The 22,424-nt window shown below is 39.6% G+C and carries 15 protein-coding genes; 9 read left to right on the top strand and 6 right to left on the bottom strand.

Features of this window, described 5'->3' with window-relative positions:
• Positions 1-5 precede the first annotated feature (5 nt).
• Positions 6-374, bottom strand: coding sequence for a hypothetical protein (locus ABDZ97_RS05365; protein ID WP_343785544.1), 369 nt, complete (start codon positions 372-374; stop codon positions 6-8).
• A gap of 305 nt (positions 375-679) precedes the next feature.
• Between ABDZ97_RS05365 and ABDZ97_RS05360 the strand changes: the two genes are divergently transcribed.
• From ABDZ97_RS05360 to pepT, 3 genes are all read left to right on the top strand, one after another.
• Entirely contained in the window at positions 680-2,284 is a 1,605-nt protein-coding gene (locus ABDZ97_RS05360) for a fumarate hydratase (RefSeq protein WP_343785543.1), read from the top strand.
• Positions 2,285-2,361: 77 nt separating this feature from the next.
• Positions 2,362-3,288 carry an ROK family protein gene (locus ABDZ97_RS05355; protein ID WP_343785542.1) on the top strand — a complete coding sequence of 309 codons (927 nt, stop codon included), beginning with the start codon at positions 2,362-2,364 and terminating at the stop codon, positions 3,286-3,288.
• A gap of 13 nt (positions 3,289-3,301) precedes the next feature.
• Positions 3,302-4,546: a peptidase T gene (pepT, locus tag ABDZ97_RS05350; protein ID WP_343785541.1), complete on the top strand. Its 1,245-nt coding sequence runs from the start codon at positions 3,302-3,304 to the stop codon at positions 4,544-4,546.
• Positions 4,547-4,596: 50 nt separating this feature from the next.
• On the opposite strand, the gene ABDZ97_RS05345 is transcribed toward pepT, so the two are convergent.
• On the bottom strand, positions 4,597-6,435 hold the full coding sequence (locus ABDZ97_RS05345; protein ID WP_343785540.1) for a PP2C family protein-serine/threonine phosphatase: 1,839 nt from the start codon (positions 6,433-6,435) through the stop codon (positions 4,597-4,599).
• A gap of 325 nt (positions 6,436-6,760) precedes the next feature.
• Between ABDZ97_RS05345 and ABDZ97_RS05340 the strand changes: the two genes are divergently transcribed.
• The 3 genes from ABDZ97_RS05340 (at position 6,761) to ABDZ97_RS05330 (ending at position 12,156) form a co-directional block, all read left to right on the top strand.
• Positions 6,761-9,622 (top strand): GH92 family glycosyl hydrolase, encoded by a 2,862-nt coding sequence (locus ABDZ97_RS05340; RefSeq protein ID WP_343785539.1) that lies wholly within the window; start codon positions 6,761-6,763, stop codon positions 9,620-9,622.
• 94 nt (positions 9,623-9,716) lie between these two features.
• Entirely contained in the window at positions 9,717-10,709 is a 993-nt protein-coding gene (locus ABDZ97_RS05335) for a Wzz/FepE/Etk N-terminal domain-containing protein (RefSeq protein ID WP_343785538.1), read from the top strand.
• A gap of 4 nt (positions 10,710-10,713) precedes the next feature.
• Complete coding sequence (locus ABDZ97_RS05330; RefSeq protein WP_343785537.1) at positions 10,714-12,156, top strand: O-antigen ligase family protein; 1,443 nt, start codon at positions 10,714-10,716, stop codon at positions 12,154-12,156.
• 41 nt (positions 12,157-12,197) lie between these two features.
• On the opposite strand, the gene ABDZ97_RS05325 is transcribed toward ABDZ97_RS05330, so the two are convergent.
• Both ABDZ97_RS05325 and ABDZ97_RS05320 read right to left on the bottom strand, forming a co-directional pair.
• The gene (locus tag ABDZ97_RS05325; RefSeq protein ID WP_343785536.1) at positions 12,198-13,589 is read right to left on the bottom strand and encodes a hypothetical protein; all 1,392 of its coding nucleotides are present in this window, start codon (positions 13,587-13,589) and stop codon (positions 12,198-12,200) included.
• A 25-nt stretch (positions 13,590-13,614) separates the two neighbouring features.
• Positions 13,615-14,514: an EI24 domain-containing protein gene (locus ABDZ97_RS05320; protein WP_343785535.1), complete on the bottom strand. Its 900-nt coding sequence runs from the start codon at positions 14,512-14,514 to the stop codon at positions 13,615-13,617.
• A gap of 110 nt (positions 14,515-14,624) precedes the next feature.
• Here ABDZ97_RS05320 and purB point away from each other — a divergent pair, with 110 nt between their 5' ends.
• Positions 14,625-15,980: an adenylosuccinate lyase gene (gene purB, locus ABDZ97_RS05315; protein ID WP_343785534.1), complete on the top strand. Its 1,356-nt coding sequence runs from the start codon at positions 14,625-14,627 to the stop codon at positions 15,978-15,980.
• Between the two features lie 68 nt (positions 15,981-16,048).
• Here the strand turns inward: purB and ABDZ97_RS05310 are convergent, their stop codons facing one another.
• Both ABDZ97_RS05310 and ABDZ97_RS05305 read right to left on the bottom strand, forming a co-directional pair.
• Complete coding sequence (locus ABDZ97_RS05310) at positions 16,049-16,807, bottom strand: LytR/AlgR family response regulator transcription factor (RefSeq protein ID WP_343785533.1); 759 nt, start codon at positions 16,805-16,807, stop codon at positions 16,049-16,051.
• Positions 16,795-19,650 (bottom strand): sensor histidine kinase, encoded by a 2,856-nt coding sequence (locus ABDZ97_RS05305; RefSeq protein ID WP_343785532.1) that lies wholly within the window; start codon positions 19,648-19,650, stop codon positions 16,795-16,797. Before ABDZ97_RS05305 ends, ABDZ97_RS05310 begins: the two co-directional genes overlap by 13 nt.
• 158 nt (positions 19,651-19,808) lie before the next feature.
• Between ABDZ97_RS05305 and ABDZ97_RS05300 the strand changes: the two genes are divergently transcribed.
• Positions 19,809-20,912 carry a hypothetical protein gene (locus tag ABDZ97_RS05300; RefSeq protein ID WP_343785531.1) on the top strand — a complete coding sequence of 368 codons (1,104 nt, stop codon included), beginning with the start codon at positions 19,809-19,811 and terminating at the stop codon, positions 20,910-20,912.
• A gap of 16 nt (positions 20,913-20,928) precedes the next feature.
• Positions 20,929-22,422, top strand: a complete 1,494-nt coding sequence (locus ABDZ97_RS05295; protein ID WP_343785530.1) for a T9SS type A sorting domain-containing protein — start codon at positions 20,929-20,931, stop codon at positions 22,420-22,422.
• Positions 22,423-22,424 lie beyond the last annotated feature (2 nt).

The raw sequence follows: 22,424 nt of genomic DNA, 5'->3' as shown, positions 1-22,424 counted from the left end.
ATGTATTAGTCATTAACGTATGTAAAGTCGTCAAAGTTAAGGTGGGTTACAATCAGTTTTAACGCTTTTCCTTTTGTATCTTTAGCTGTTCCTTCTATAAAAAAAACCGTGCATTTATTTCCTTCAAAAGAAATAGCGCTCACACAAGTATGTCCTTCTGCAATAGCAATATCTTTTATTCTTCGGGCAGTTAACTCATTAAATGCTAATTCTGTCTGAAAAAAAGCTTCACTTCCGGACATTCTGATTTCCGCAGTACGCTTTTCCTGGCTCTGTATTTTTGAGATTCCAATAATTATATCTGATTTTTTACCAAAACTTAACACACCACCAGTAACTAGGAGTATAGCACCTGTCATCCAAATTGTTTTCATAGATAATTGTTTTTGTGATTTCCGCAACCAGCCCCTCTATTTCACTCAACGGTCGAAATATAAACAAGGTTGCCCAAAAAAGCAACCAGAATATCTTTTTGACTGAAAAAATAACCTGTAATTAAACTTTTGGTAAAAATTTCACAAATGGTGATTTTAGAATTACAATAGTTTTTGGTTTATACGAAAAGCTATTCAACATTTTTACGAATTCACTTTCTCTATTACCTGCCCCCTAAAACTGTATGAATACAGAAACATATAAGTGCTGAACATTCATTATATTTATGCCCAAATATCAAAAAATGGCAGAGTTTTTTTACCAGGACCCTTATCCGGTACGAAAGGATAAAACAGAATACAGAAAAATTTCATCCGACTTTGTAAAAGTTGAAAAATATGGCAACCGGGAGATACTTCATGTTGACCCTAAAGGGCTGGAGCAACTTGCTCAGGAAGCAATGAGTGATGTTTCCTTTTACTTAAGGGCTACTCACCTTGAAAAGTTAAGAGCTATTCTTGACGATCCCGAAGCAACCGACAATGATCGATTTGTAGCGTATAACCTGTTACAAAATGCAACTATTGCAGCTGAAGGACAACTCCCATCCTGCCAGGATACGGGAACAGCCATTGTAATGGCAAAAAAAGGAGAAGATGTGTACACAGGAGCTGAAGACGCTGAATTCCTTTCCAAAGGAATATTCAACACTTATCAGGAGCGTAATTTACGTTATTCTCAGGTTGTTCCTCTCACAATGTTTGACGAAAAAAATTCAGGATCGAATCTCCCTGCTCAAATAGATATTTATGCAAAAAAAGGAATGTCGTATGAGTTTCTTTTTCTTGCTAAAGGGGGGGGGTCTGCAAACAAAACATTCCTTTACCAAAAAACAAAATCACTGTTAAATGAGGAATCATTAACTCAATTTATTCAGGAAAAAATTAAAGATCTTGGAACAGCAGCCTGTCCTCCTTATCACCTTGCTCTGGTAATTGGTGGGACCTCTGCTGAGGCAAACCTTGCTGCAGTAAAAAAAGCTTCAGCCGGGTACTATGATGAATTACCAACAGAAGGGAACATGGGTGGTCAGGCATTCCGTGATCTGGAATGGGAAAAACGAGTTCAACTGATTTGTCAAAAAAGTCAAATCGGAGCACAATTTGGTGGAAAGTACTTCACGCATGATGTTCGCGTGATTCGACTTCCCCGTCACGCGGCTTCCTGTCCGGTAGGACTTGGTGTTTCCTGCTCAGCAGACAGAAACATTAAAGCAAAAATTACTGCCGAAGGTCTGTTTGTAGAACAACTGGAAAAAAATCCACGTCGTTTACTCCCTGAAGTACCACCTCATCTGGAAGCTCCGGTAGAAATAAATCTGGATCGACCAATGCATGAAGTACTGGCCGAATTATCCAATTATCCGATCAAAACACGTTTGAAATTAAACGGAACGCTTATCGTTGCACGGGACATTGCCCACGCGAAAATAAAAGAGTTGATCGATGCCGGAAAACCGATGCCGGATTATTTCAAAAATCACCCGATCTATTATGCCGGTCCTGCTAAAACTCCCGAGGGAATGCCATCAGGAAGTTTTGGCCCAACCACTGCAGGTCGAATGGATTCCTACGTAAACCTTTTCCAAAGCCACGGTGGAAGCATGATTATGTTGGCAAAAGGAAACCGGTCAAAGGATGTAACAGACTCTTGTAAAAAGCACGGAGGATTTTACCTTGGTTCTATTGGAGGACCTGCGGCAATTCTGGCAAAGGAAAACATTACTTCGGTGGAAGTTGTTGACTTTGAAGAACTCGGTATGGAAGCCGTACGTAAAATCACAATTAAGAACTTTCCTGCTTTTATTATCACGGATGATAAAGGGAATGATTTCTTTGAAAACTTGTAATTGATCTCTTTTCTTACAATAAAAGAGTACGGGAGGGAAACTACAACCTCCCGTTTTCTGACAGCTTCTCAACTATTATGAAAGTACGTATAGGAATAGATATTGGAGGAACGAATACGAAATTCGGGTTGATTGGTCCGGACGGAACCATACTAAAACGCCACCGTATTCAGACCTCATCTTTCGACTCTTTTGACTCCTTTATCAAAGAAGTAGTTGAACAGGCGCGAAAAATGCTAAAAAGTGAAGATGAGCTAATCGGAATAGGTATTGGAGCTCCCAACGGAAATGTACATTCCGGAATGATTGAATCAGCCCCCAATATGCCCTGGAGATACAAGCTCCCCATCCGCGCTAAAGTACAGGAAGCATTTGATTGCCCCGTAGCACTTACGAATGATGCGAATGCCGCAGCAATGGGAGAAAAAATCTTTGGGGGAGCCAAGGAAATGAATGACTTTGTTGTTATTACTCTTGGAACCGGAGTTGGAAGTGGCATCTATATTAACGGAGAACTCGCATACGGACACGATGGTTTCGCAGGAGAAATAGGACATGTAATTACATACCCGGGAGGGCGTTTATGTGGCTGCGGAAGAAGAGGATGTATCGAAGCCTATGTAAATGCCAAAGGTATTCTCCGCACACTGGCTGAAGAAAAATATCAGTTTCCTGACTCTGAACTTGCGCAAATAGAGGAAAAAGAGATCAACGTAAAAGTAATTGGTCAATACGCTGAAAAGGGAGATTCACTGGCTTTGCATATTTTTGAAAAAACCGGTGAATTCTTAGGACTTACACTAGCCAATTCAATGGCGTATACCAGTCCGGAAGCATTTTTTCTTTTCGGGGGTATCACAAAAGTAGGAGAAATTCTCCGAGAACCGGTTCACCGTCACATGGAAGCCAATATGCTCAACATTTATCAAAATAAAGCAAAAGTAGTATTCTCAGAATTACCTGAAGATGATGCAGCTATACTCGGCGCAGCAGCTTTGGTCTAACAAATTGAAAAATATGAATAGTAAACACACCGTTGAAGAACGTTTTTTAAGATACGTTCAAATTGACACCACTGCCGACCCTAACTCAACTACTTTTCCTTCTTCAATGATCCAGAAGGATTTGGGAAAAGTACTGGTTGAAGAATTAAAAGCCATAGGTATTAAGGATGCCTATATGGATGAGTGGGGATATGTTTTCGGAACCATTCCATCCAATACAGAAAAAGAGGTTCCTACCATCTGTTTCTGCTCACACATGGATACTGCTCCGGACTGTAGCGGGACCCATATAAAACCAATTGTTCACCGCAATTGGGACGGTAGTCCGATTGTCCTTCCTGATGACAGCAGTCAGGTTATCACAGTAGAACAACACCCCTATCTCCGATCAAAAATCGGTGACGACATCATAACTGCAAGCGGACTGACTTTATTGGGTGCTGATGACAAAGCCGGAGTCGCGATCATTATGGATCTGGCAAAACAGTTAACAGACAACCCTTCTATTAAACATGGAGATATTCGTATCCTTTTCACTCCTGATGAAGAAATCGGAAGAGGTGTTGATAAATTGGATATGAATAAGCTGAATGCAGATTACGGCTATACTCTGGATGGTGGGCCTTTGGGTGAAATTGAAGACGAAACCTTCTCCGCAGATGCCGTTAAAGTTACAATTCATGGAATCAGTGCACACCCGGGATATGCAAAAGGAAAAATGATCAACGCTATTAAAATAGCATCTGAATTTGTTCATGAGTTACCGAAAGACAAATGGTCTCCGGAAACCACAGAGAACCGTGAAGGATTTGTTCACCCGACATCCATAGAAGGCTCTCTGGAAAAAGCTACTGTCAGCTTTATTATCAGGGATCATGACACAAAAAAACTACAGGAATACGAAGCAACTCTGGAAGGATTGATTCAACGCGTTATTGAACAACACCCCGGAACACGTTACGAATTTGAGGTTACAGAACAATACCGTAACATGAAAGAGGTTCTCAAAGACCTGCCATTTGTAACCGACTATGCTGTTCAGGCGATGAAAAATGCAGGAATTACACCAAAAGAATCCATCATCCGAGGAGGTACTGACGGTTCACGTCTATCATTTATGGGGCTTCCCTGCCCGAATATCTTTACCGGAGAAATGGCAATTCACTCTAAACATGAATACGTGAGTGTTCAGGATATGGAAAAAGCAGTTTCAACACTTGTGGAACTGGTTCAAATCTGGGAACAGCACGAAAAATAAACAAATCAGGTCCGATGTACTCTTTTCAGGGTATATCGGACTACTTTATTCTATATACCTATTCCTACAATACAAACATCATCTATTTGCGTATTTGCACCTTTCCACTCTCTGAATTCTCTCAATAGCATTTTCTGTTGCTCCTCATAATCCAAATGAGAAGTTTGCAACAACAAGTCTCTGAAATAAACCGTCTTGTACTTTTTGTTTGCCGGACCTCCAATCTGATCCTGATATCCATCACTACTAAGGTAGAGTCGATCCCCCGGACGCAGATCCAATTCGTGCGCTGTAAATTTTCGCTGCCCGTCGATAACATCACCGATTGGAAAACGATTGGGACGAATGGTAACCATACTTTGTTGTCTTATTAAATAAAGCGGGATATTGGCCCCGCAGTAAAACGCACGTTTTTCACCCTTTTTTTCCTCAATCGCCAACAAAGCAATATCCATCCCATCCTTGATTTCGCTGTTAAAACCATTCTGATTGAAAACTTCGGTGATTTTTGCATTCAAATAAGTCAGAATAGCTGCCGGATTTTCAAGATTTTTGTCTTTAATAGCATAATTTAAAAAGTTAAACCCCAGAAAAGAAAGAAATGCTCCTGGAACCCCATGACCTGTACAATCTCCGACAGCGACATACTTTGTCCCCTCCACTTCATCAATGTAATAAAAGTCTCCGCTCACAACATCTTTGGGCAGGTATAACTCAAAGTGTTTTGTCCCAAACCAGCGATCAATTTTTTCCTTTCTCGGAAAAATCGCATTTTGAAGTCTTCTTGCATAATCAATGCTCTGGCGAATATCATCATGTCGCTCTTGCAGAAGATTTCTGTTCTCTTGCAACAGGAGCTTCTGAATTTCCAATTTATCTTTTTGTTCTTTCAGAACTTTTTGTCTTTCTTCGGAACGCTTGCGATACTGCTTAAAAGTAATAGTAATTTCATCCGCCATCTTTTGCAGAGACAAGCTCAATCTTCCGAACTCATCCTTACGGTTGGAAAACGGGAATTGTGCCGCCAGTTCAAAATTATGCTCAACAAAAGAATCCAATGCATTTCTTAAATCAAAAACCGGCTTGGACAATTGTTTCCCCAGAAACCAAATCATTCCGATAATCACCAATAGTAAAGCAAACTGAAAAATTTGCATTGTCAGTTGAATCCGGGACAGTACGAAACCACTTTCTTCTTCAAACTCAAGCACCATGGTTCGTATCAGCTTTTCTGTACGTTCAGTAACCCCGAGGACATCCCTCAGTTTCCCCTGCGCCGCTGTATGGCCAATCGCATTATGAACCTTTGCAAATTCATTAAACAAGGAATGATAAGCAATTAACCGTTCTTTAACCTCCACTCCCTGTCGGAGAGCCAGCAATTCTGAAAAACGGGTATTAAATTTATCAATATATTGTTGTTCTCCCCGCAACATAAAGTCTTTTTCATGCCTTCTCATTTGCAGTAACAAATCTGTTCCATTGGAAAGGATTTCTTCCAGTCGGTGTGCCTCGTCCCTTAACTCTCCTTCCAACCCATACTGAACGTACCCTCTTTTTCGAATCAAGTCACGAAGTTCATTAAACAAATGAAATGAAGCCAGTACTCCTTTTTTTATTTCGTTGACTTTAAACTCCCGATTTTCATTCAGTTTCCCAGACTCTTCAAGCGCAACAACTGTATGTTGCAATATACGTACAGCACTATCCGTCCAAAAAAAATACTGCGCTACATTTTCGGAGGATAAGGTTTTAAAATATTCTGTGTTCCGACAATCTATCAAAGAATACTTGGTCTGGAACTCATCCCTGTGTTGGATTGCCCCTTCAAATGATCTTAAAAGGGTTAATGTATTTGTATAATCTGCACTCTGTCGTATTCCTAACACGTTTATACGACTAAATAAAAATGAAAATACTGCTACTACGGACAAACTCAGTAATATCTTAATCCGAATAGAGAGATTTTCAAACGCTCCGTTTCTCACTTCACCACCTGTTTATCATGCGAAGTAAGTAGTTTAAAAATTGCTTCATGTAAGCTTAATGCTATTACTTTTTCACAATTCCTTAAACTTCAACAACACCTTATTTGACGCAAAAAACTTCTCTAAACACACCTGTTGATATTCTGCATATTACAACTCAACTATGTTAATTTTCTATTATTTAAAAGGTTCTTTGTACTTTCAAAACCAGAAAAATGCATCCGCTATGAACAGATTAGTAACCGGTTTATTAGTAATTCTTCATACTCTTTCCTATTCACAGCAGAATCTTACACGCTATGTCGATCCGTTTATAGGAACCGGAGGACACGGGCACACCTATCCCGGTGCAGCAGCTCCTTTCGGGTTTATGCAACTCAGCCCGGATTCCCGGTTAACCGGATGGGACGGATGCTCTGCCTATCATTATTCGGATAGCATTCTTTATGGTTTCAGCCATACGCATCTCAGCGGAACCGGAGTAAGTGATTATGCAGACTTGTTACTCATGCCTTACGATCCGGAAAAGGTGATTCATGACAAGGAAGGACGCATTATTTCTTCTTTCTCACACGTAGAAGAGAACGCTGAACCGGGATACTACCAGGTGAACCTTTCCGATTATTCCATTTCGGTAGAATTAACAGCCGCGCCCCGATCAGGAATTCACCGGTATACATACAAGAAAATGGCGGCCGGACTAGCTATTGACCTACACCACAGAGACCTGGTTCTGGACTATGCCATCACACCTGAAGGAAATACTATTCTCCATGGAAAACGAATTTCGAGAGCCTGGGCACAAGAACAACACTTCTATTTTTACCTGTCTTTTTCTCTTCCTTTTACAATTGATTCAACATCTATGGAGGGGAAACGTTTATTCCTTCGTTTTCCTGAAGCCGAAGAATTAACTATTCATGTTGGTATTTCAGCAGTTGATGAACAAGGTGCAAAACTGAACCTTGAGTCAGAATCAATAGACAAAACTTTTGATCAGGTTAAAACCGCAACCCAACAGGACTGGCAAAACGAACTGAATAAAATCACCATCGAAACTCCGGATACAGATTTTAAAACCATTTTTTACACGGCGCTTTATCACAGCTTCCTCAACCCTAACCTTTTCAATGATACCGACGGACGCTACCGTGGAACAGATTTAAAAGTGCATCAGACCGAAGACAAGCATTATACTGTATTCTCACTTTGGGATACGTTCCGGGCTACACACCCACTCTTTACTCTGGTACAACAGCAACGAACCGAAGAGTTCATTCGTACTTTTCTCCGACAATATCAGGAAGGTGGAAAGCTTCCCATGTGGGAACTTTCTGCTAACTATACAGGGTGTATGATTGGTTATCACTCAGTCCCTGTACTAGTGGACGCGTACCAAAAAGGATTGCGCAATTTTGATACGGAACTTGCTTTGAAAGCAATGCTTGAAAGAGCTCATCAAAAAGACCTTGGAGTTCCGGCTTATTGCAAATTTGGCTTTGTACCCGTAGAGGAAGAACACGAGTCCGTTTCAAAAACGCTTGAGTATGCATATGATGATTGGTGTATTGCTGTCATGGCGGATACAATGGGAAAACAACAAATTGCAAAAGAGTTCTATAAACGAAGTCAATATTATAAGAATAGCTTCAATCCTTCTAATGGCTTCATGCAGGCTAAAATTCATAACAGTTGGCAGGAACCATTTGATCCGACGGAAGTAAATTTCAATTTTACGGAAGCTAATTCATGGCAATACAGCTTTTTTGTACCTCATGACATTCAGGGGCTTATTAAATTGCACGGAGGAAATACAAATCTTGAAAACAAACTGGATGAATTATTCACCACTTCGTCACAAACCTCCGGCAGACATCAGGTTGATATTACCGGGTTGATCGGGCAATATGCACACGGTAATGAACCTAGTCATCACATGGCCTTTCTTTATAACTTCATCGGTAAACCATATAAAACGCAGGAAAAAACCCGACAAATCATTCGGGAAATGTATTCATCCCATCCGGATGGGTTATCGGGCAATGAGGATTGTGGGCAAATGTCCTCCTGGCTAAATTTAGCAGCAATAGGCATCTATCCTGTCACCCCCGGATCAACACAATATACACTAACCGCTCCTTATGTGGAAAAAGCTATTATCCGACTTGAGAATGGCAATACATTTACAATTGTAGCTAACGGCACCGGAGAAAACATGCCTTACATCCAGTCTGTAACACTCAATGGAGCACCTTATCATAACGGTTATATTGAACATTCAGAGATTATTGCCGGGGGAGAAATGCGTTTTACCATGGGGAAAACTCCGACGGATTGGGGAAGTCTTCACCCTCCTCATTCAGAAGTAAAAAACTCTATTTCAATTGTTCCCTTTTTCAAAACCAAAAAACATACGTTTTCTGATAGTCTGCAGGTCGAAATTGGAAATACGAATCCTGAACAAACTATTTACTATACTACTGACGAAAGTATTCCAACGCTAAACAGCAGTCTTTACACAGATCCCATTCAGCTCCAGCAATCAGCTACGATTCAGGCTATCGCCTGCAGGGATTCTATCTGTAGCAAAGTTATCCGGTCTGAATTTCACAAGATTCCTGCGAAGTGGGACATTCATATCTCATCCTCATACTCTCCGCAGTACACAGCAGGCGGTGACAGAGGAATTATCGATTTTCAACGTGGCGGAAATGATTTCAGAACAGGAGCCTGGCAAGGATATCAGGGAAAAAATTTTGAAGCGATTGTCGATTTGAAAGAACTTACAGCTGTTAATGTCATTGGAGGAAACTTTATTCAGGATATCCGATCCTGGATCTGGATGCCAAAAAAACTCAAAGTCTGGGTTTCAAAAGATGCTAAAAAATGGAAAGCAGTCGCTTCTATTGAAAACAAGGTGCCCTCTGACTCCTATGAAATCACCACACAAGAACTAAAAGCAGAGATAAAACGAACAAAAGCACGGTATATCCGCTTTGAAGCTGAATACTTCGGAACCATTCCTGACTGGCACCCCGGATACGGCGGAGAAGCCTTCATTTTTATAGATGAATTAATCATTGAATAAGAACTGTCAAATACAATAAAGTCCCTTTTACCAAGTTAATTCAATAACTTCCGAATTCGGTAGAATTATAGTACATTTACGCAAATTTTTACAAATGCAAGAGAAAAATCGATTTGACCAGGGAGCTCAGGATTTACTGGTGTTTTTGTGGAAAAAGAAATGGATTCTTATCATTATTTCCTTTATCGCGGCAGTGGCGTCTTCCATAGCGTCTTTACTCATGACAGAGCTGTTTCGCTCTACAGCTATTGTCTTTCCGGCTGCAACAAGTACCGTATCTTTCTCAGAACAACGAAATGCCAAAGCCAGCTCTATGGATTTTGGAGAGGAAGAGCAGGCGGAACAATTACTTCAGATTCTTCAGTCTTCTCGTGTCAGAAATCGCATTATAGAAAAGTATGACCTTCTGAACTATTATGAAATCGGTGAAGACGATCAAAACAAAAACTACAAACTGGCAAAAATGTACGATGGTCATATCCGGTTCGAACGTACCCGTTATGGCTCTATTCTGATAGATGTACTGGACAAAAAGCCGGAGCAGGCTGCAGCTATTGCTAACGATATTGTTTTACTCATTGACACGGTAAAAAATGAAATGGTAAAGGAACGTACAGTTCCCGCTTATGAAATTGTAAAAAGAAAATACCAATATCTTGAAAGTGAAAAACAGGCACTGGAAGATACAATCAACCGTCTTTCTCTGTTAGGAGTAGTTCCTTCCGAAGCACGTGCCAACCTGTTCACATCTCTTACTACTGTAAAATCGCAGAAAGATCATGATTATATCCGCTCCAAAATTGATGTAAATATGCAATACGGAGCGTTGTATGATGGTTTGGTTGAGTTGCGGGAATTCAAAACTGATAAACTCACGACGCTTGAATCGACCTACGAACAGGCTGAGTCGGATGCCAATGTTGATTTTACACACAAATTTGTTGTCGAGTGGGCTGTTAAAGCAGACAAAAAAGCAAAGCCAATTCGCTGGATCATTGTGGTAGTATCTACTTTAGCTGCCTTTGCGGCCGGAGTCTTGTTACTATTGATCAAAGAGAAAATTGACGAACTGCGAAAAATCGCCTGATTACGTGAAATCTCCGGTAGCTAATAGATGGATTATTTTATCCGCTCTGATTTTCATTGCGTTGAATTTTTATTTCACGCTTGACAGTCAATGGCTATTCAACTTTATACCTTTTGCGTTAATCATTGGTTTTTTCACCATTTTCAGAATGGATTGGGCGCTTCTTTTCGTCGCATTCTCTGCTCCATTGTCTTTTAATCTTGAGTACCTTACAGATGGTAGATTAGGTCTTTTCTTACCCACAGAGCCTATATTGGCGATGCTTTTGGTACTGGTAATGGCTAAAGAATTGTACAAACCTTTTCTTCCCCGTGCTCTTTTCAGTCATCCCATTTTCTGGGCGATTGCCTTCTATCTTTTCTGGCTATTTGTCACCTCTATTACAAGTACCCATCCTGTAGCTTCTTTTAAGTTTTTACTGGTACGTTTATGGTTTTTCATTCCTATTCTGTTTTTTGGTGTCTTTCTTTTTAAAGATCAGAAAAACAGAAACCGTTTTCTTTGGTTATACATCATAGGAATGAGTATTGTGATCTTTTACACGCTTCTAAACCACGCACAATACGGTTTCGGAGAAAAAGAAGGTCACTGGGTTATGTGGCCCTTCTTCAAAGATCATACAGGATATGGAGCCATGGTAGCGTTCATCATCCCTCTGCTGTTTGGTTTCTTTTTCAGTAAAAAGCAGACTCCCCTGATGCAGGTTACCCTAGGAATCCTAATCACTCTTTCCCTCATAGGTCTTTACTTTTCGTACACACGTGCTGCATGGGTAAGTATCATTGGTGCAATTCTCGTATTACTGGTTATAAAGTTCAAAATTCATTTTAAGTATCTCGCAGCTATTGGCGTGATCGCACTTGGTGTTGTATTTGTCCGGTGGGATAAGATCAATATGGAAATGGCCCGGAATAAATCGGAACATACAACCGAAGAATTTGGAGAGCGATTACAATCCGCTACGAATGTTACTTCTGACGCCTCCAACCTTGAACGAATTAACCGCTGGACTTCTGCGGTTGAAATGTTCAAAGACCGTCCCTGGTTTGGTTTCGGACCGGGAACTTATGCCATGGAATATGCGCCGTATCAGGACCCTGAAAACCTGACTATTATTTCCACAAATTTCGGAAATATGGGAAATGCACATAGTGAATACCTTGGTCCTTTGGCTGAAACCGGATGGATAGGAGCAGTAAGTGTATTGGTACTTGTCGCTCTAATCTTCTATCATGGTGTCAGTCTCTATATCCGATACCCGGAAGGAGAAACTAAAACGATGATTCTGGCAATGATTCTGGCTTTGGTTACCTATTTTACTCACGGAATCCTGAATAACTATCTGGATACGGACAAGTCAGCCGTTCCTGTCTGGGGTGTTGTTGCTATACTGATTGCTTTGGAGATCCAATTGAATGAACAGGAAAAACAAAAAGCAATCTCTTAGAGACTGCTTTTCAATTCTTTCGCTATATTTTTCACACTCTTTTACTTCCCTTCTTCTTCAGGAAACTCAAACTTGGGATAATTAAAGAATCCCATTTCGATACTGAAAAGGTTGTAACTTGATTTGGTATCAATCAGGATGATAGAAGCCATTACTCCTTTTCGCATTTCAGGATAATAGCGGAAGTGTGTATCATCATTTACCGAGTTGATTCCGTATCCCAGGTGATAGGGTTTAGAGAATTTGCTCCCTTCTCGTTTAACTACATACACATCATATCCTCCCATGCCGTTTAACCCGTCAGAAGAAAAGAATAAGTACTGTCCATCAGGTGTAACAAAAGGAGTTGTTTCTCTACCTGATGTATTGATATGTTTCCCCAAATTCACAGGTTTACTCCATTCATTACCCTGCAACTCCGACATATAAATATCTGTTCGTCCTTCTCCACCCATTCGTTCGGAAACAAAGAACATCGTTCTTCCATCTGCTGTCAAAGTAGCGGCTCCGTCATAAAATGAAGTATTGATCGGTGAATCCAACTTTTTAGGTGTACTCCAGTCTCCTTTATCACTTAACGTAGAAACAAAAATATCCGAGGATTGTGTTTTATTCTTACGTTTTACATCAGGAACCATGGTGTTGTTGATTGTAAGGTACATCGTCTTCCCATCCTGAGAAATATGAGATATGGCATCAAAACCATCTGAATTAACTCGCTTCAGTTCGTTCGTAACATCAACCCAAAGCCAGCGCTCTTCGTCCCACTTTGCTTTAAAAATATCCTCAAAGAACAACTGGTCATCCGGGTTCACCATTCCTCCGGTTGTATTCGGTCTTCGTGAAACAAAATATAAAGTGTTCCCATTATCAGTAATCACAGGTGAATAATCCTGGAAACCACTATTTACCTCTCCCGTGTACAGTATGCGTTCATGAAGAGCCGTGTCTTTCATTAGTTTTTCTGCCAACTGCACTTCTGAAATATTGCGTTTTACATTCAAATCACTCGATCGTGTCTTTGACATCAGCGAATCAGCTTCCCGGTAATACATCAAAGCAGAATCCAACTCGACAGATCTGTGATAACATCTTGCAACAAGGTAACTCGCCTCCGGATCAACATTATCTCTCAACCGGATGGCATCACGTGCATATTTTAACGAAATACCATAATTTTTGATCTCATACTGACAAATCCCTATTCCATAAGCCGCCTTAGGCGATTGAGGATCTTTATTATACGCCTCACGGTACTTTACCAAAGCCGCGCGGACATTTCCTTCGTTATAAAACCTTCTGGCCTCTTCAATCAGAAAAGCAGCAGCAGTTTTATTTAGCAATGTAGTCGTAGTATCTCCCTGTGCAAGCAACTTTGATCCAAACGGAATAAAACTCACCAACAAAAAGATAAAGCTTATTTTTCTATTCATAAAACGTATATTTCAACCACCTAAGTTATAATTTATCTTCAAATACCGCGCCATTTTCAGGGTCGTTATTTTCATCGGTACTTTTTATAGCATATTCGTTATTACTGAGATCAACGGTTTCATGCATAGCAATTGTCGCAGCAATAATAGCTAGTACGGGAGCAGCAGATATTAATATCCAAAATATAAAATTAATGACAAAATCAATAATTGTTTGCCACGGATAGTTATCAAAATCCTTAAAGTCCATCATTTCCCGAAAATCAATCGGAAGCAAAAACAAAAGCGAATAGATACTCCCGATCGCCATAGCAACTCCCCTGTGTTTTCGAATAAAGTAGATACTCTGTTCAATATTTAGCCTGCGTCGTTCATTGATATAGTCCAGGAAACTAAATCCATAGTAATAAAACCCGATCAGGAGAGGAAGCGAAAAGAAAAGTGCCGTTTTGATTCCTCCGTCCAAAAAAGAAGTCAATCCGATAACGACGATCAAAAAGAAGTATTCCCACATCACATTTCTAAGCGCAATGCGAACTCCTCTTTTTACATCTTTTACAGTCTGTTTAAAATTAAACGGATAACGGTTTGCAGTAAGAATTTCCTCTATTCGTTCTGACACAAATGCAAACAAGGGTGACAGAAGAATAACCACAAGGTACTTGGAAGATTTACTTACGACTGTCCCTACGATATCCAGTGAATGCTGACTAATCGCATACCAAACCATATCGTTCATTGTTCTTACTGTATCAATTGCAGGCGATTGTTGCTGATTCACTACCCATACCCCCAAATAGTGAATACCGATCATCAAAATACAAGGAATCAGAAAATAGATATACAAACGATGATCTATCACCATCTGAATAGCCGAACCGTAGCTTTTATAGCCCAGAAATAAATGTCGGAAAAATCGTTTCATAGTAAATTCTGCTTTCAAAAATAACCATAGATTTTTTCTTTTTACGGAATCTGGAAAAGAAATCCTCAAAGTTTAAACAACTTTGTATCTTTGCGTTTTCGAAGTTTGCTATGGAACTAAATACATTAACGGCTATCTCTCCTATTGATGGAAGATACAGAAGAAAAGTAGCGGAGCTTGCTCCCTATTTCTCAGAATTCGGATTAATTCGTTATCGCGTATTAATCGAAATTGAATATCTGATTACACTTTCCACATCCGGAATAAGCCCGATGGCTGCTTTCCCAAAAGATAAATTTGAGGACTTACGTGCTGTTTATAAAAATTTCACGGAAGAAGATGCTCTTGAAATCAAGACAACGGAAAGAACAACCAATCATGATGTAAAAGCTGTTGAGTATTTTGTTAAAGACAGACTCGAAAAAATGGGATTGTCTCAGTATCTTGAGTTTGTTCACTTCGGATTGACTTCTCAGGATATTAATAACACATCTGTTCCTAAATCACTAAAAGATGCCCTGACAGATGTCTATCTTCCATTATTGGATAAGCTGCTCAACAAATTAAGTACGCTTAAAACAGAGTGGAAAGATGTCAGTATGCTTGCTAAAACGCACGGACAACCTGCTTCTCCTACTCGTTTGGGTAAAGAAATACAAGTCTTTGAAGAACGCTTACAGATTCAAAAAAAGCAATTGGAAGCAGTTCCGTTTAGTGCAAAATTCGGTGGTGCGACCGGAAACCTGAATGCACACCATGTTGCGTTTCCTGATCACGACTGGGTAGCATTTGCGAATCACTTTGTAAATGATGTTCTTGAACTTCAAAGAAGTCAAACGACAACACAAATTGAGCATTACGATAATCTGGCAGCCCTGTTTGATGTTCTAAAACGAATCAATACTATAATTCTTGATCTGGACCGTGATATGTGGACCTACATATCTATGGAATATTTCAAACAGAAATTAAAAGAAGGTGAAATCGGCTCTTCTGCTATGCCGCATAAAGTGAACCCAATCGATTTCGAGAATTCGGAAGGAAATCTGGGACTGGCAAATGCGTTATACGAACACTTATCTGCAAAATTACCGGTTTCCAGACTTCAACGGGACCTTACGGATTCGACTGTATTAAGAAATATAGGTGTTCCGATTGCCCACAGTGTACTGGCTATTCAGGCTACACTTACCGGATTGGACAAATTACTGCTGAATCAATCGGCTTTTGAGAAAGATCTCGAAGACAATTGGGCAGTTGTAGCAGAAGCAATTCAGACAGTTTTACGTAGAGAAGGATTCCCTAAACCTTACGAAGCCCTGAAAGGATTGACGCGTAAAAACGAAAAAACCACTCAGGAATCTGTTCATCAGTTTATTGATACATTGAATGTGTCGGATGAAATTAAATCAGAATTGAAACAAATCACACCACAGAATTACACGGGAGTTCAACTGGTAAAATAACCCTTGTTATTTATTGAAAAAATACTGAGAACAGGAGGATTTACCCTCCTGTTTTTTGTTGGAATAATTTAGGAATTCATGGAAGAATAAAAGTCCATCAACCCGTCTTTACGACTGACAGACAAAGGTACCAGATCTTTATTGGTCAACTCAATACAATTATTAACCATACGTATCGGAGAAGAGATATTCTGCAAATTGATCGCAAAGCTCCGATGGGTTCGGTAAATATATTTAGGTAACTCCTCCAAAATTTCTTTCAGCGGTTTCGAAGCGGTAATTCGCTCTTTTTCCATGACGATGTGCGTGTACATTCCATCTGCTTCCAGGTATAATATTGCATTGGTAGGGATGATGTAATCTTCTTTGTGCGTCCGAAGAAAATATGTCTTGTCTGAAGAAGGTTGTAAATTACTTTGGAGAACATCCAATTGCAATTTGGGAACACGCCGCTTTTTTGTTCGCTTCTCTTGCAAACGACTAATCGTAGCAAAGAGTTCTTCCGGCTGAATTGGTTTGAGCAAATAATCAAAAGCAGAAAGTTTAATAGCGTCTATTGCGTAATCACTGTATGCCGTAACAAATATGATTTCAAAATCAATAACCTCATCCATAAGATTCAGTATTTCCAGCCCTTTGTGATCCGGCATTTCAATATCCAGAAAGAGGATATCAATCTCCAACTCCTTAATCATCGTAAGTCCGGCTATAAGCCGGTCTGCCTCTCCTATTACATTAACACTACTGTCTTCTCTTTGAAATAAGTATTTCAGTAGTTTGCGAGGAGCTTCTTCGTCGTCAATTATAAATGCGTTTAGTTGTTCCATGTAAAATAAAGTGTTACCGTTGTACCTTCTTCTTTTCCGGAAGTAATTGTAAGTTCAACCTGATAGCGCGAAGTTTTTTTCAATGCCTGTATTCTTTTCTTCATCGCTTCCAGTGCAAATGATTGATGTGCATTACTCTTCGTTTTAACCGTACTACCAATACCGACACCATTATCCTTTATAGCAATGACAAACCCATCGGTTTCCCGTTTGATTTGCATTTCAATCCGTTTTCCTTTTTTTTGTGCCGGAAACCCATGTTTTATTGAATTCTCGACAAAAGGCTGAGTAATTAATGTCGGAATATTGATTTCATCAAAATAATCCTGATCGTCAATATCAATCACTAACTGAATCGGATCATTCAACCTTGAGTTTTCAAGCGAAACATAGTTTTTGATTAAAGTAATTTCATCATTCAGGGAGATAAATTCCTTTCCTGATTTATCCAGTACATTCCTGATTAGGGTGGCAAAATCACCAATGTTTTTATATGCTTCATCCGCTTTTCCTTCAATTACTTTAGATTGAATGGCCGTCAATACATTAAAAATAAAATGAGGATTCATCTGGGAACGAATCGCCGTCAATTCGGCATTTAACACACGTGTTTCTAATTTTTGTTTTTGTAGTCGTTCTAAAGCTTTCCGGTTTGCTCTACGAACAAAAAAACGCACCAGCAGAACAATCGTTACAAAAAGAACAAGCAGCACACCAAGAATAAACCAAAAAGTAAGGTAAAAAGGAGGCGTAATACGCACCGGAAAAGAATATACGCGACTCTCAACTCCATCTTCATTAGTGGCAAAAAACTCAATTGTGTATTTCCCCGGTGGTAAACGTTCCAGAAAAATCTCATGATTCGCTCCGCTGACCGGCTTCCAGTCTCCTGACAATTTCGGAACCCGATAAAACAGACGTGTTTCCCCCTGCGACCGGATAGTATTAGCGACTTCAACCTCAATCCTAATTGCGTTCTTTTCAAATTCAGAGGTATACACTCCTTTCTCCAATTGAAAACTTCCGTTCTTCACAAAAAAGCTCAACTGTGGTTGTACTCTGTTTTTAGCAAGAATACCCGGTAAAACAGAAACAGCATTGTCATGAACAAAATACATATTTCCGTTACCTTCATACATATAACGTATATTATCCTTAAAAATCCCCTGTAACCGGTTTCTAAACAACGGAGGAGTTTGCGGTTTGGTAAGAGATAAAAATTTAGCTCCCTTTTTTCCATACAGAATGACGGTATCCCGCTCAGTAAGGAAAAAGCCATTCAATAACTTTTCTTCATCCTCATATATTTTTTCAAATGTATTCGCCCGGATATCATAACGGACCAATTGATTGAAATTTGCTATACAATAGAGCATTCCATCCGAATGCTGTTTCATACACCGGATGTTTGTAATAGGTTCTTCAGATTTTATTCTAACGGGGTTAACATATAAGGATCTGTCGATCTTATAAAGTCCCTTTTTACAGGACCACAAAAAAGTCCCGTCATTAAGTCCCGTCAAAGACAAACTCCATCCTTTGTCAGAAATTAACCCGGACTCAGGCTCATGTAACTGATACACCCCATCCCACGTACCGATTAACGTCAGTTCGTTAGTATGTGCGATAGCCTTAGTTGAGGTAAACATAACTCTCTTTTCAACATGAAGAGATTCGTAATCCACCACAAAAAGATCATCGGAATACACGTAAAGCTTATTATTCCACTGATTATACGAAAGCGCACTGACTTCGCTCCGGTTACTGATTCGCAATGTATCTATTTGATGCTTTACCAAATCATGTCGCAACAAAAGTCCTGCATTTGTACCATGAACTAATTGATTATTAATTTGTACAGAACTAATTATAGTCTCCTCCTTCAGGTAATTAGAATAGTCAATATGATATGCCGAAATATCCGGAATCACAATAAGACCATGCGAAGAAGATGAAACCAGATAATTTCCTTCATGATCCTGGATAGCATGCGTTACCTGTACATTCTTGAGCAGACATAATTCATTTCCTCCCATTCTATCAAACAGACGTATTCCATTTACACCACATACGGCAATTCTATCCCCAAGCGCTGTAACATAGGTAATTTTTCCCTCGTAACTCAGTGAAACAGGATACGAAGATCGTTTTTGTACAACATCCCTCCCGCGATATACTGTTCGGTCATTCACACTAAAAAGAAATGTTTCTCCATTCAGCGAAAAAGGTATAGTTCTTGAAAGAGGTAAAACATCTAATGATATTAGCTCCATCTCTCCTGATCTCAGGTTTAATAAAACCAGGTTACTCTTAGTTGTATTAAAAAACAGGGCGTAATTATTCTTACCAACCTCAAACAGACATACAATTAATAAGTCCGGTGTTTGAAGTAAGTTGAACTTATTACCGTCCGGATCGTACCTGAAAATTTTTCGTTTAGTAGTCAGATAAAAAGTGTCATTTAGCAGGAAAAACTGTGTGAGTTCACGCAATGAATCACTGATCGGATGGCGCAGTAAAGAATCACCCTCTAGGTAGTAAATATCTCCATGAAAAGTATTTGCCCATAAGCGTCCCGTCTGATCATAAACAGAAGATGAAACCGACATCCCCTTTCCTCTTTTTTCAAAACTCTCAAAATACTTTCCGTCAAAACGTTGCAATCCACTGTTATTAGAAACAAAAACTGTCCCATCCGGAAGTTGACTGATATTATAGCAGACATTGGAACCAATGTCCGAATTCATCTCATTATGTGTAAAATGGGTCAGCTGCTGAGAAAAAAATGAACTACTTAGAAGACATATAAATTGACTCAGCAACAACAACATCTGTCGCTTCATACCTCTTCTATTTTTTGCAGTTTTCATAAGTCAGTACAAAGAAATACAGATTAATCTGATATAAAAATTCATTCAGAAGGAATTATTTGCTTTCAGAAACTTCTTCCCGATAATAGGAATAAACGGAAATAACTTTGCCCCTCATCAAACATCATAACATGAACAAAATAGTAATCCTCATTCTTCCGATGCTCTTTTCTGCCACCTTCTCTAACGGGCAGTTTTCGGGATTCAAACAAAAAGTAAAAGAACAGGTAAATAAGAATTCAGAAGAAAAACCGACTTCTAAATCGGGAAAAATGAAAGTGATTTCTGTTGAAGAATTCGCTGAAAATCTCTATTCAGATGAAGATCGATTGTTAAAAACAGATCAGGGTCAAATGATCCTTAAAGGAACCTACAAGAAGGAGTATACAGACCGTATTAACTTCTCTGGTTTTTATTATTTAAACACCTTTGCGTATATCGAACCTTCCAGTCACTTTAGTAAAGACACCACTAAAGCATTTTCAGGATTTTCGATCGAATATTCTCCTGAAGAACATACAATGCAAATTCACTGGGACAAAGCAACAGCTAACTACGCAATGGTTCCCGAACATCACCACGCTTCTGCCGACAAAGGGAACGTATTGTTTCAGATGGGTATGCAGGGAGGTCCCGAAGCCTGGTACAATGCAATGTGTTTAGTTTTGGAACCCGGAGTTATCCTAATCGGGGCAAATGTATATCATAAAAACGATGAAATCGGTCACCAGTGGATGAACGATATTCAACCAGAAAGCTTTGTGATCGCGGCGCGAGATACAGCAAAATTCAACGAATATCAGGCCAACCCGGAGTACACCTCAAAAGTAGTTTTCGAAAAATTTGATGCACTACGTCGTGTCTGGCAACAACAAGAGATCGCGGAAGCCAAGCCTCTTCCTGCCGAAGGGATGAAAAACGCTACTCTCAAGCAAGAATCACTCCAACTCATTAAACGTACGGCAGAGGGATATAAATGGAAAGAAACCGTTGAATACTCCTACGTAACTTCTACAGATTGGGAAATCAAAAAACATCCTCTTACCGGGGCTACTTTGAAGCGAATAGCAAAATGCATTGTCATTATGAAAACGCCAAAAGGTGATTACAAACGAGAGGGTTTCTACATCGCTCAGGATTATATAGGGGGTGGAAACTTTGGAAAAACCTATATGCTATATAATGACCAGCGTATTTATTACGTAAACCCTGCTGATGCTCTAAAATATAAATAACTAAAACACTGTAAAAATGAAAAAACTATACACAACACTTACAGTCCTTTCTCTTTCTCTCTTATCATCCGCACAAACTATTATATACGTTGATGATGATGCCAGCGGAAGCAATGATGGTACTTCCTGGGCAAATGCCTATACGGATTTACACACAGCTCTAGGTAACAATACGGTTCCTAATGCTCAAATCTGGATTGCAGAAGGATTTTACACACGTATCTCTAATTACCAAACCTTTACCATCGATGACAACGAGTCTCTTTTTGGTGGCTTTAACGGAACAGAAACCAATCTCAACCAACGTGATTTCTACACGAATGAGACTATCATTAGTGGTGATGTTGGCTGGAATGATCAGGGACAGGTTTCTGCTTCCAATAGTTATATGCATGACAACGCCAAAAATATCATAACGATACATTCGGATGGAGAAGTTCAGATTGATGGCGTAATTCTTGAACATGCCTATAGCACAACAGCTGCCGGAGGTGCTATTTATGTTTCGGATGATAATCTCAAAGACTTAACCGTAAGTAATTGTATCATCCGGGATAATATATCAAAGAACAGAGCCGGAATTTCGTTCTATTCAAAAACACCGAATACTTCTTTCAAATTCTTCAACAACAGAGTTGAAAACAATATTAATGTAGGGGATTACGCCTATACGATTGAATACCGAACTGTTGGTACTGCCGGCATCAACTCACAGGCACATATTGTAAACAACTTATTCCGAAACAACTATTGTATGGAATTTTCTGCCGGAGGGAGTTGTGGGCGATTCACCAATTTAGTTCCGGGCACCATGGATATCTACTTCATAAACAATACAGTTATTGATAACCCACAGGGTTCTTCGCTGACAGCTCCTTTTGCGTATGAATTTGGTTCAAGTTATGCCGCAACTAACCTGACTATAGCCAACAATATTTTCTACGACAACATAAATACCACCCAGAAAATGGCGTTATCAATTGGAGCTGCGTCTCAACTAACAATAACAAGCGATTCGGATCAAAATGTTCAGGACTTCAGTGATATTGAAGGTATCTCAAATACACACATTCTTTCGGCTTCGCCATTCATTGATTACCCTAACAATAATTTATCTCCCGTTTCTGCTTATCAAACTACAGGTTCTGTTCAGGTATACTCCAATGACTACCCGACGATCGACTTAGCAGGAAATCCGCGCAAAACAGGTGCCGGGCAAATTGGTTTAGGAGCCTATCAGGCTGGTACAACAAACGGGTTTTCCAAGATTGAAAAAGGAACAAATTTCTTGTGCTACCCCAATCCATTCACTGATGAACTTACTATTGAAGCAGAAGATAATATTAGTAAAATAATAGTGTACAATGCCATCGGTCAACCTGTAAAAGAAATAAACGAAATCACAGGAAACAAAATCAATTTCGACACCTCATACCTCAAAAAAGGAAGTTATATCCTTCGATTAACCTCAGAAAAACAAGAAGAAACAACCCTTAAACTCATCAAATAAAC

Origin of the sequence: Wandonia haliotis, from assembly GCF_039523435.1 — a bacterium.
GTDB classification, from domain to species: domain Bacteria; phylum Bacteroidota; class Bacteroidia; order Flavobacteriales_D; family Crocinitomicaceae; genus Wandonia; species Wandonia haliotis.
Note: the sequence above shows the minus strand (reverse complement) of the source record. Positions and strands in the feature narration are given on the sequence as shown.

Bases quoted from the DNA above. Each gene is read 5' to 3' on its own strand.
- pepT (WP_343785541.1), top strand. From the start codon at position 3,302: ATGAATAGTAAACACACCGTTGAAGAACGTTTTTTAAGATACGTTCAA.
- ABDZ97_RS05305 (WP_343785532.1), bottom strand. From the start codon at position 19,650: ATGAAGCGACAGATGTTGTTGTTGCTGAGTCAATTTATATGTCTTCTA.
- ABDZ97_RS05365 (WP_343785544.1), bottom strand. From the start codon at position 374: ATGAAAACAATTTGGATGACAGGTGCTATACTCCTAGTTACTGGTGGT.
- ABDZ97_RS05355 (WP_343785542.1), top strand. From the start codon at position 2,362: ATGAAAGTACGTATAGGAATAGATATTGGAGGAACGAATACGAAATTC.
- ABDZ97_RS05360 (WP_343785543.1), top strand. From the start codon at position 680: ATGGCAGAGTTTTTTTACCAGGACCCTTATCCGGTACGAAAGGATAAA.
- ABDZ97_RS05325 (WP_343785536.1), bottom strand. From the start codon at position 13,589: ATGAATAGAAAAATAAGCTTTATCTTTTTGTTGGTGAGTTTTATTCCG.
- ABDZ97_RS05295 (WP_343785530.1), top strand. From the start codon at position 20,929: ATGAAAAAACTATACACAACACTTACAGTCCTTTCTCTTTCTCTCTTA.
- purB (WP_343785534.1), top strand. From the start codon at position 14,625: ATGGAACTAAATACATTAACGGCTATCTCTCCTATTGATGGAAGATAC.
- ABDZ97_RS05340 (WP_343785539.1), top strand. From the start codon at position 6,761: ATGAACAGATTAGTAACCGGTTTATTAGTAATTCTTCATACTCTTTCC.
- ABDZ97_RS05310 (WP_343785533.1), bottom strand. From the start codon at position 16,807: ATGGAACAACTAAACGCATTTATAATTGACGACGAAGAAGCTCCTCGC.
- ABDZ97_RS05320 (WP_343785535.1), bottom strand. From the start codon at position 14,514: ATGAAACGATTTTTCCGACATTTATTTCTGGGCTATAAAAGCTACGGT.
- ABDZ97_RS05335 (WP_343785538.1), top strand. From the start codon at position 9,717: ATGCAAGAGAAAAATCGATTTGACCAGGGAGCTCAGGATTTACTGGTG.
- ABDZ97_RS05300 (WP_343785531.1), top strand. From the start codon at position 19,809: ATGAACAAAATAGTAATCCTCATTCTTCCGATGCTCTTTTCTGCCACC.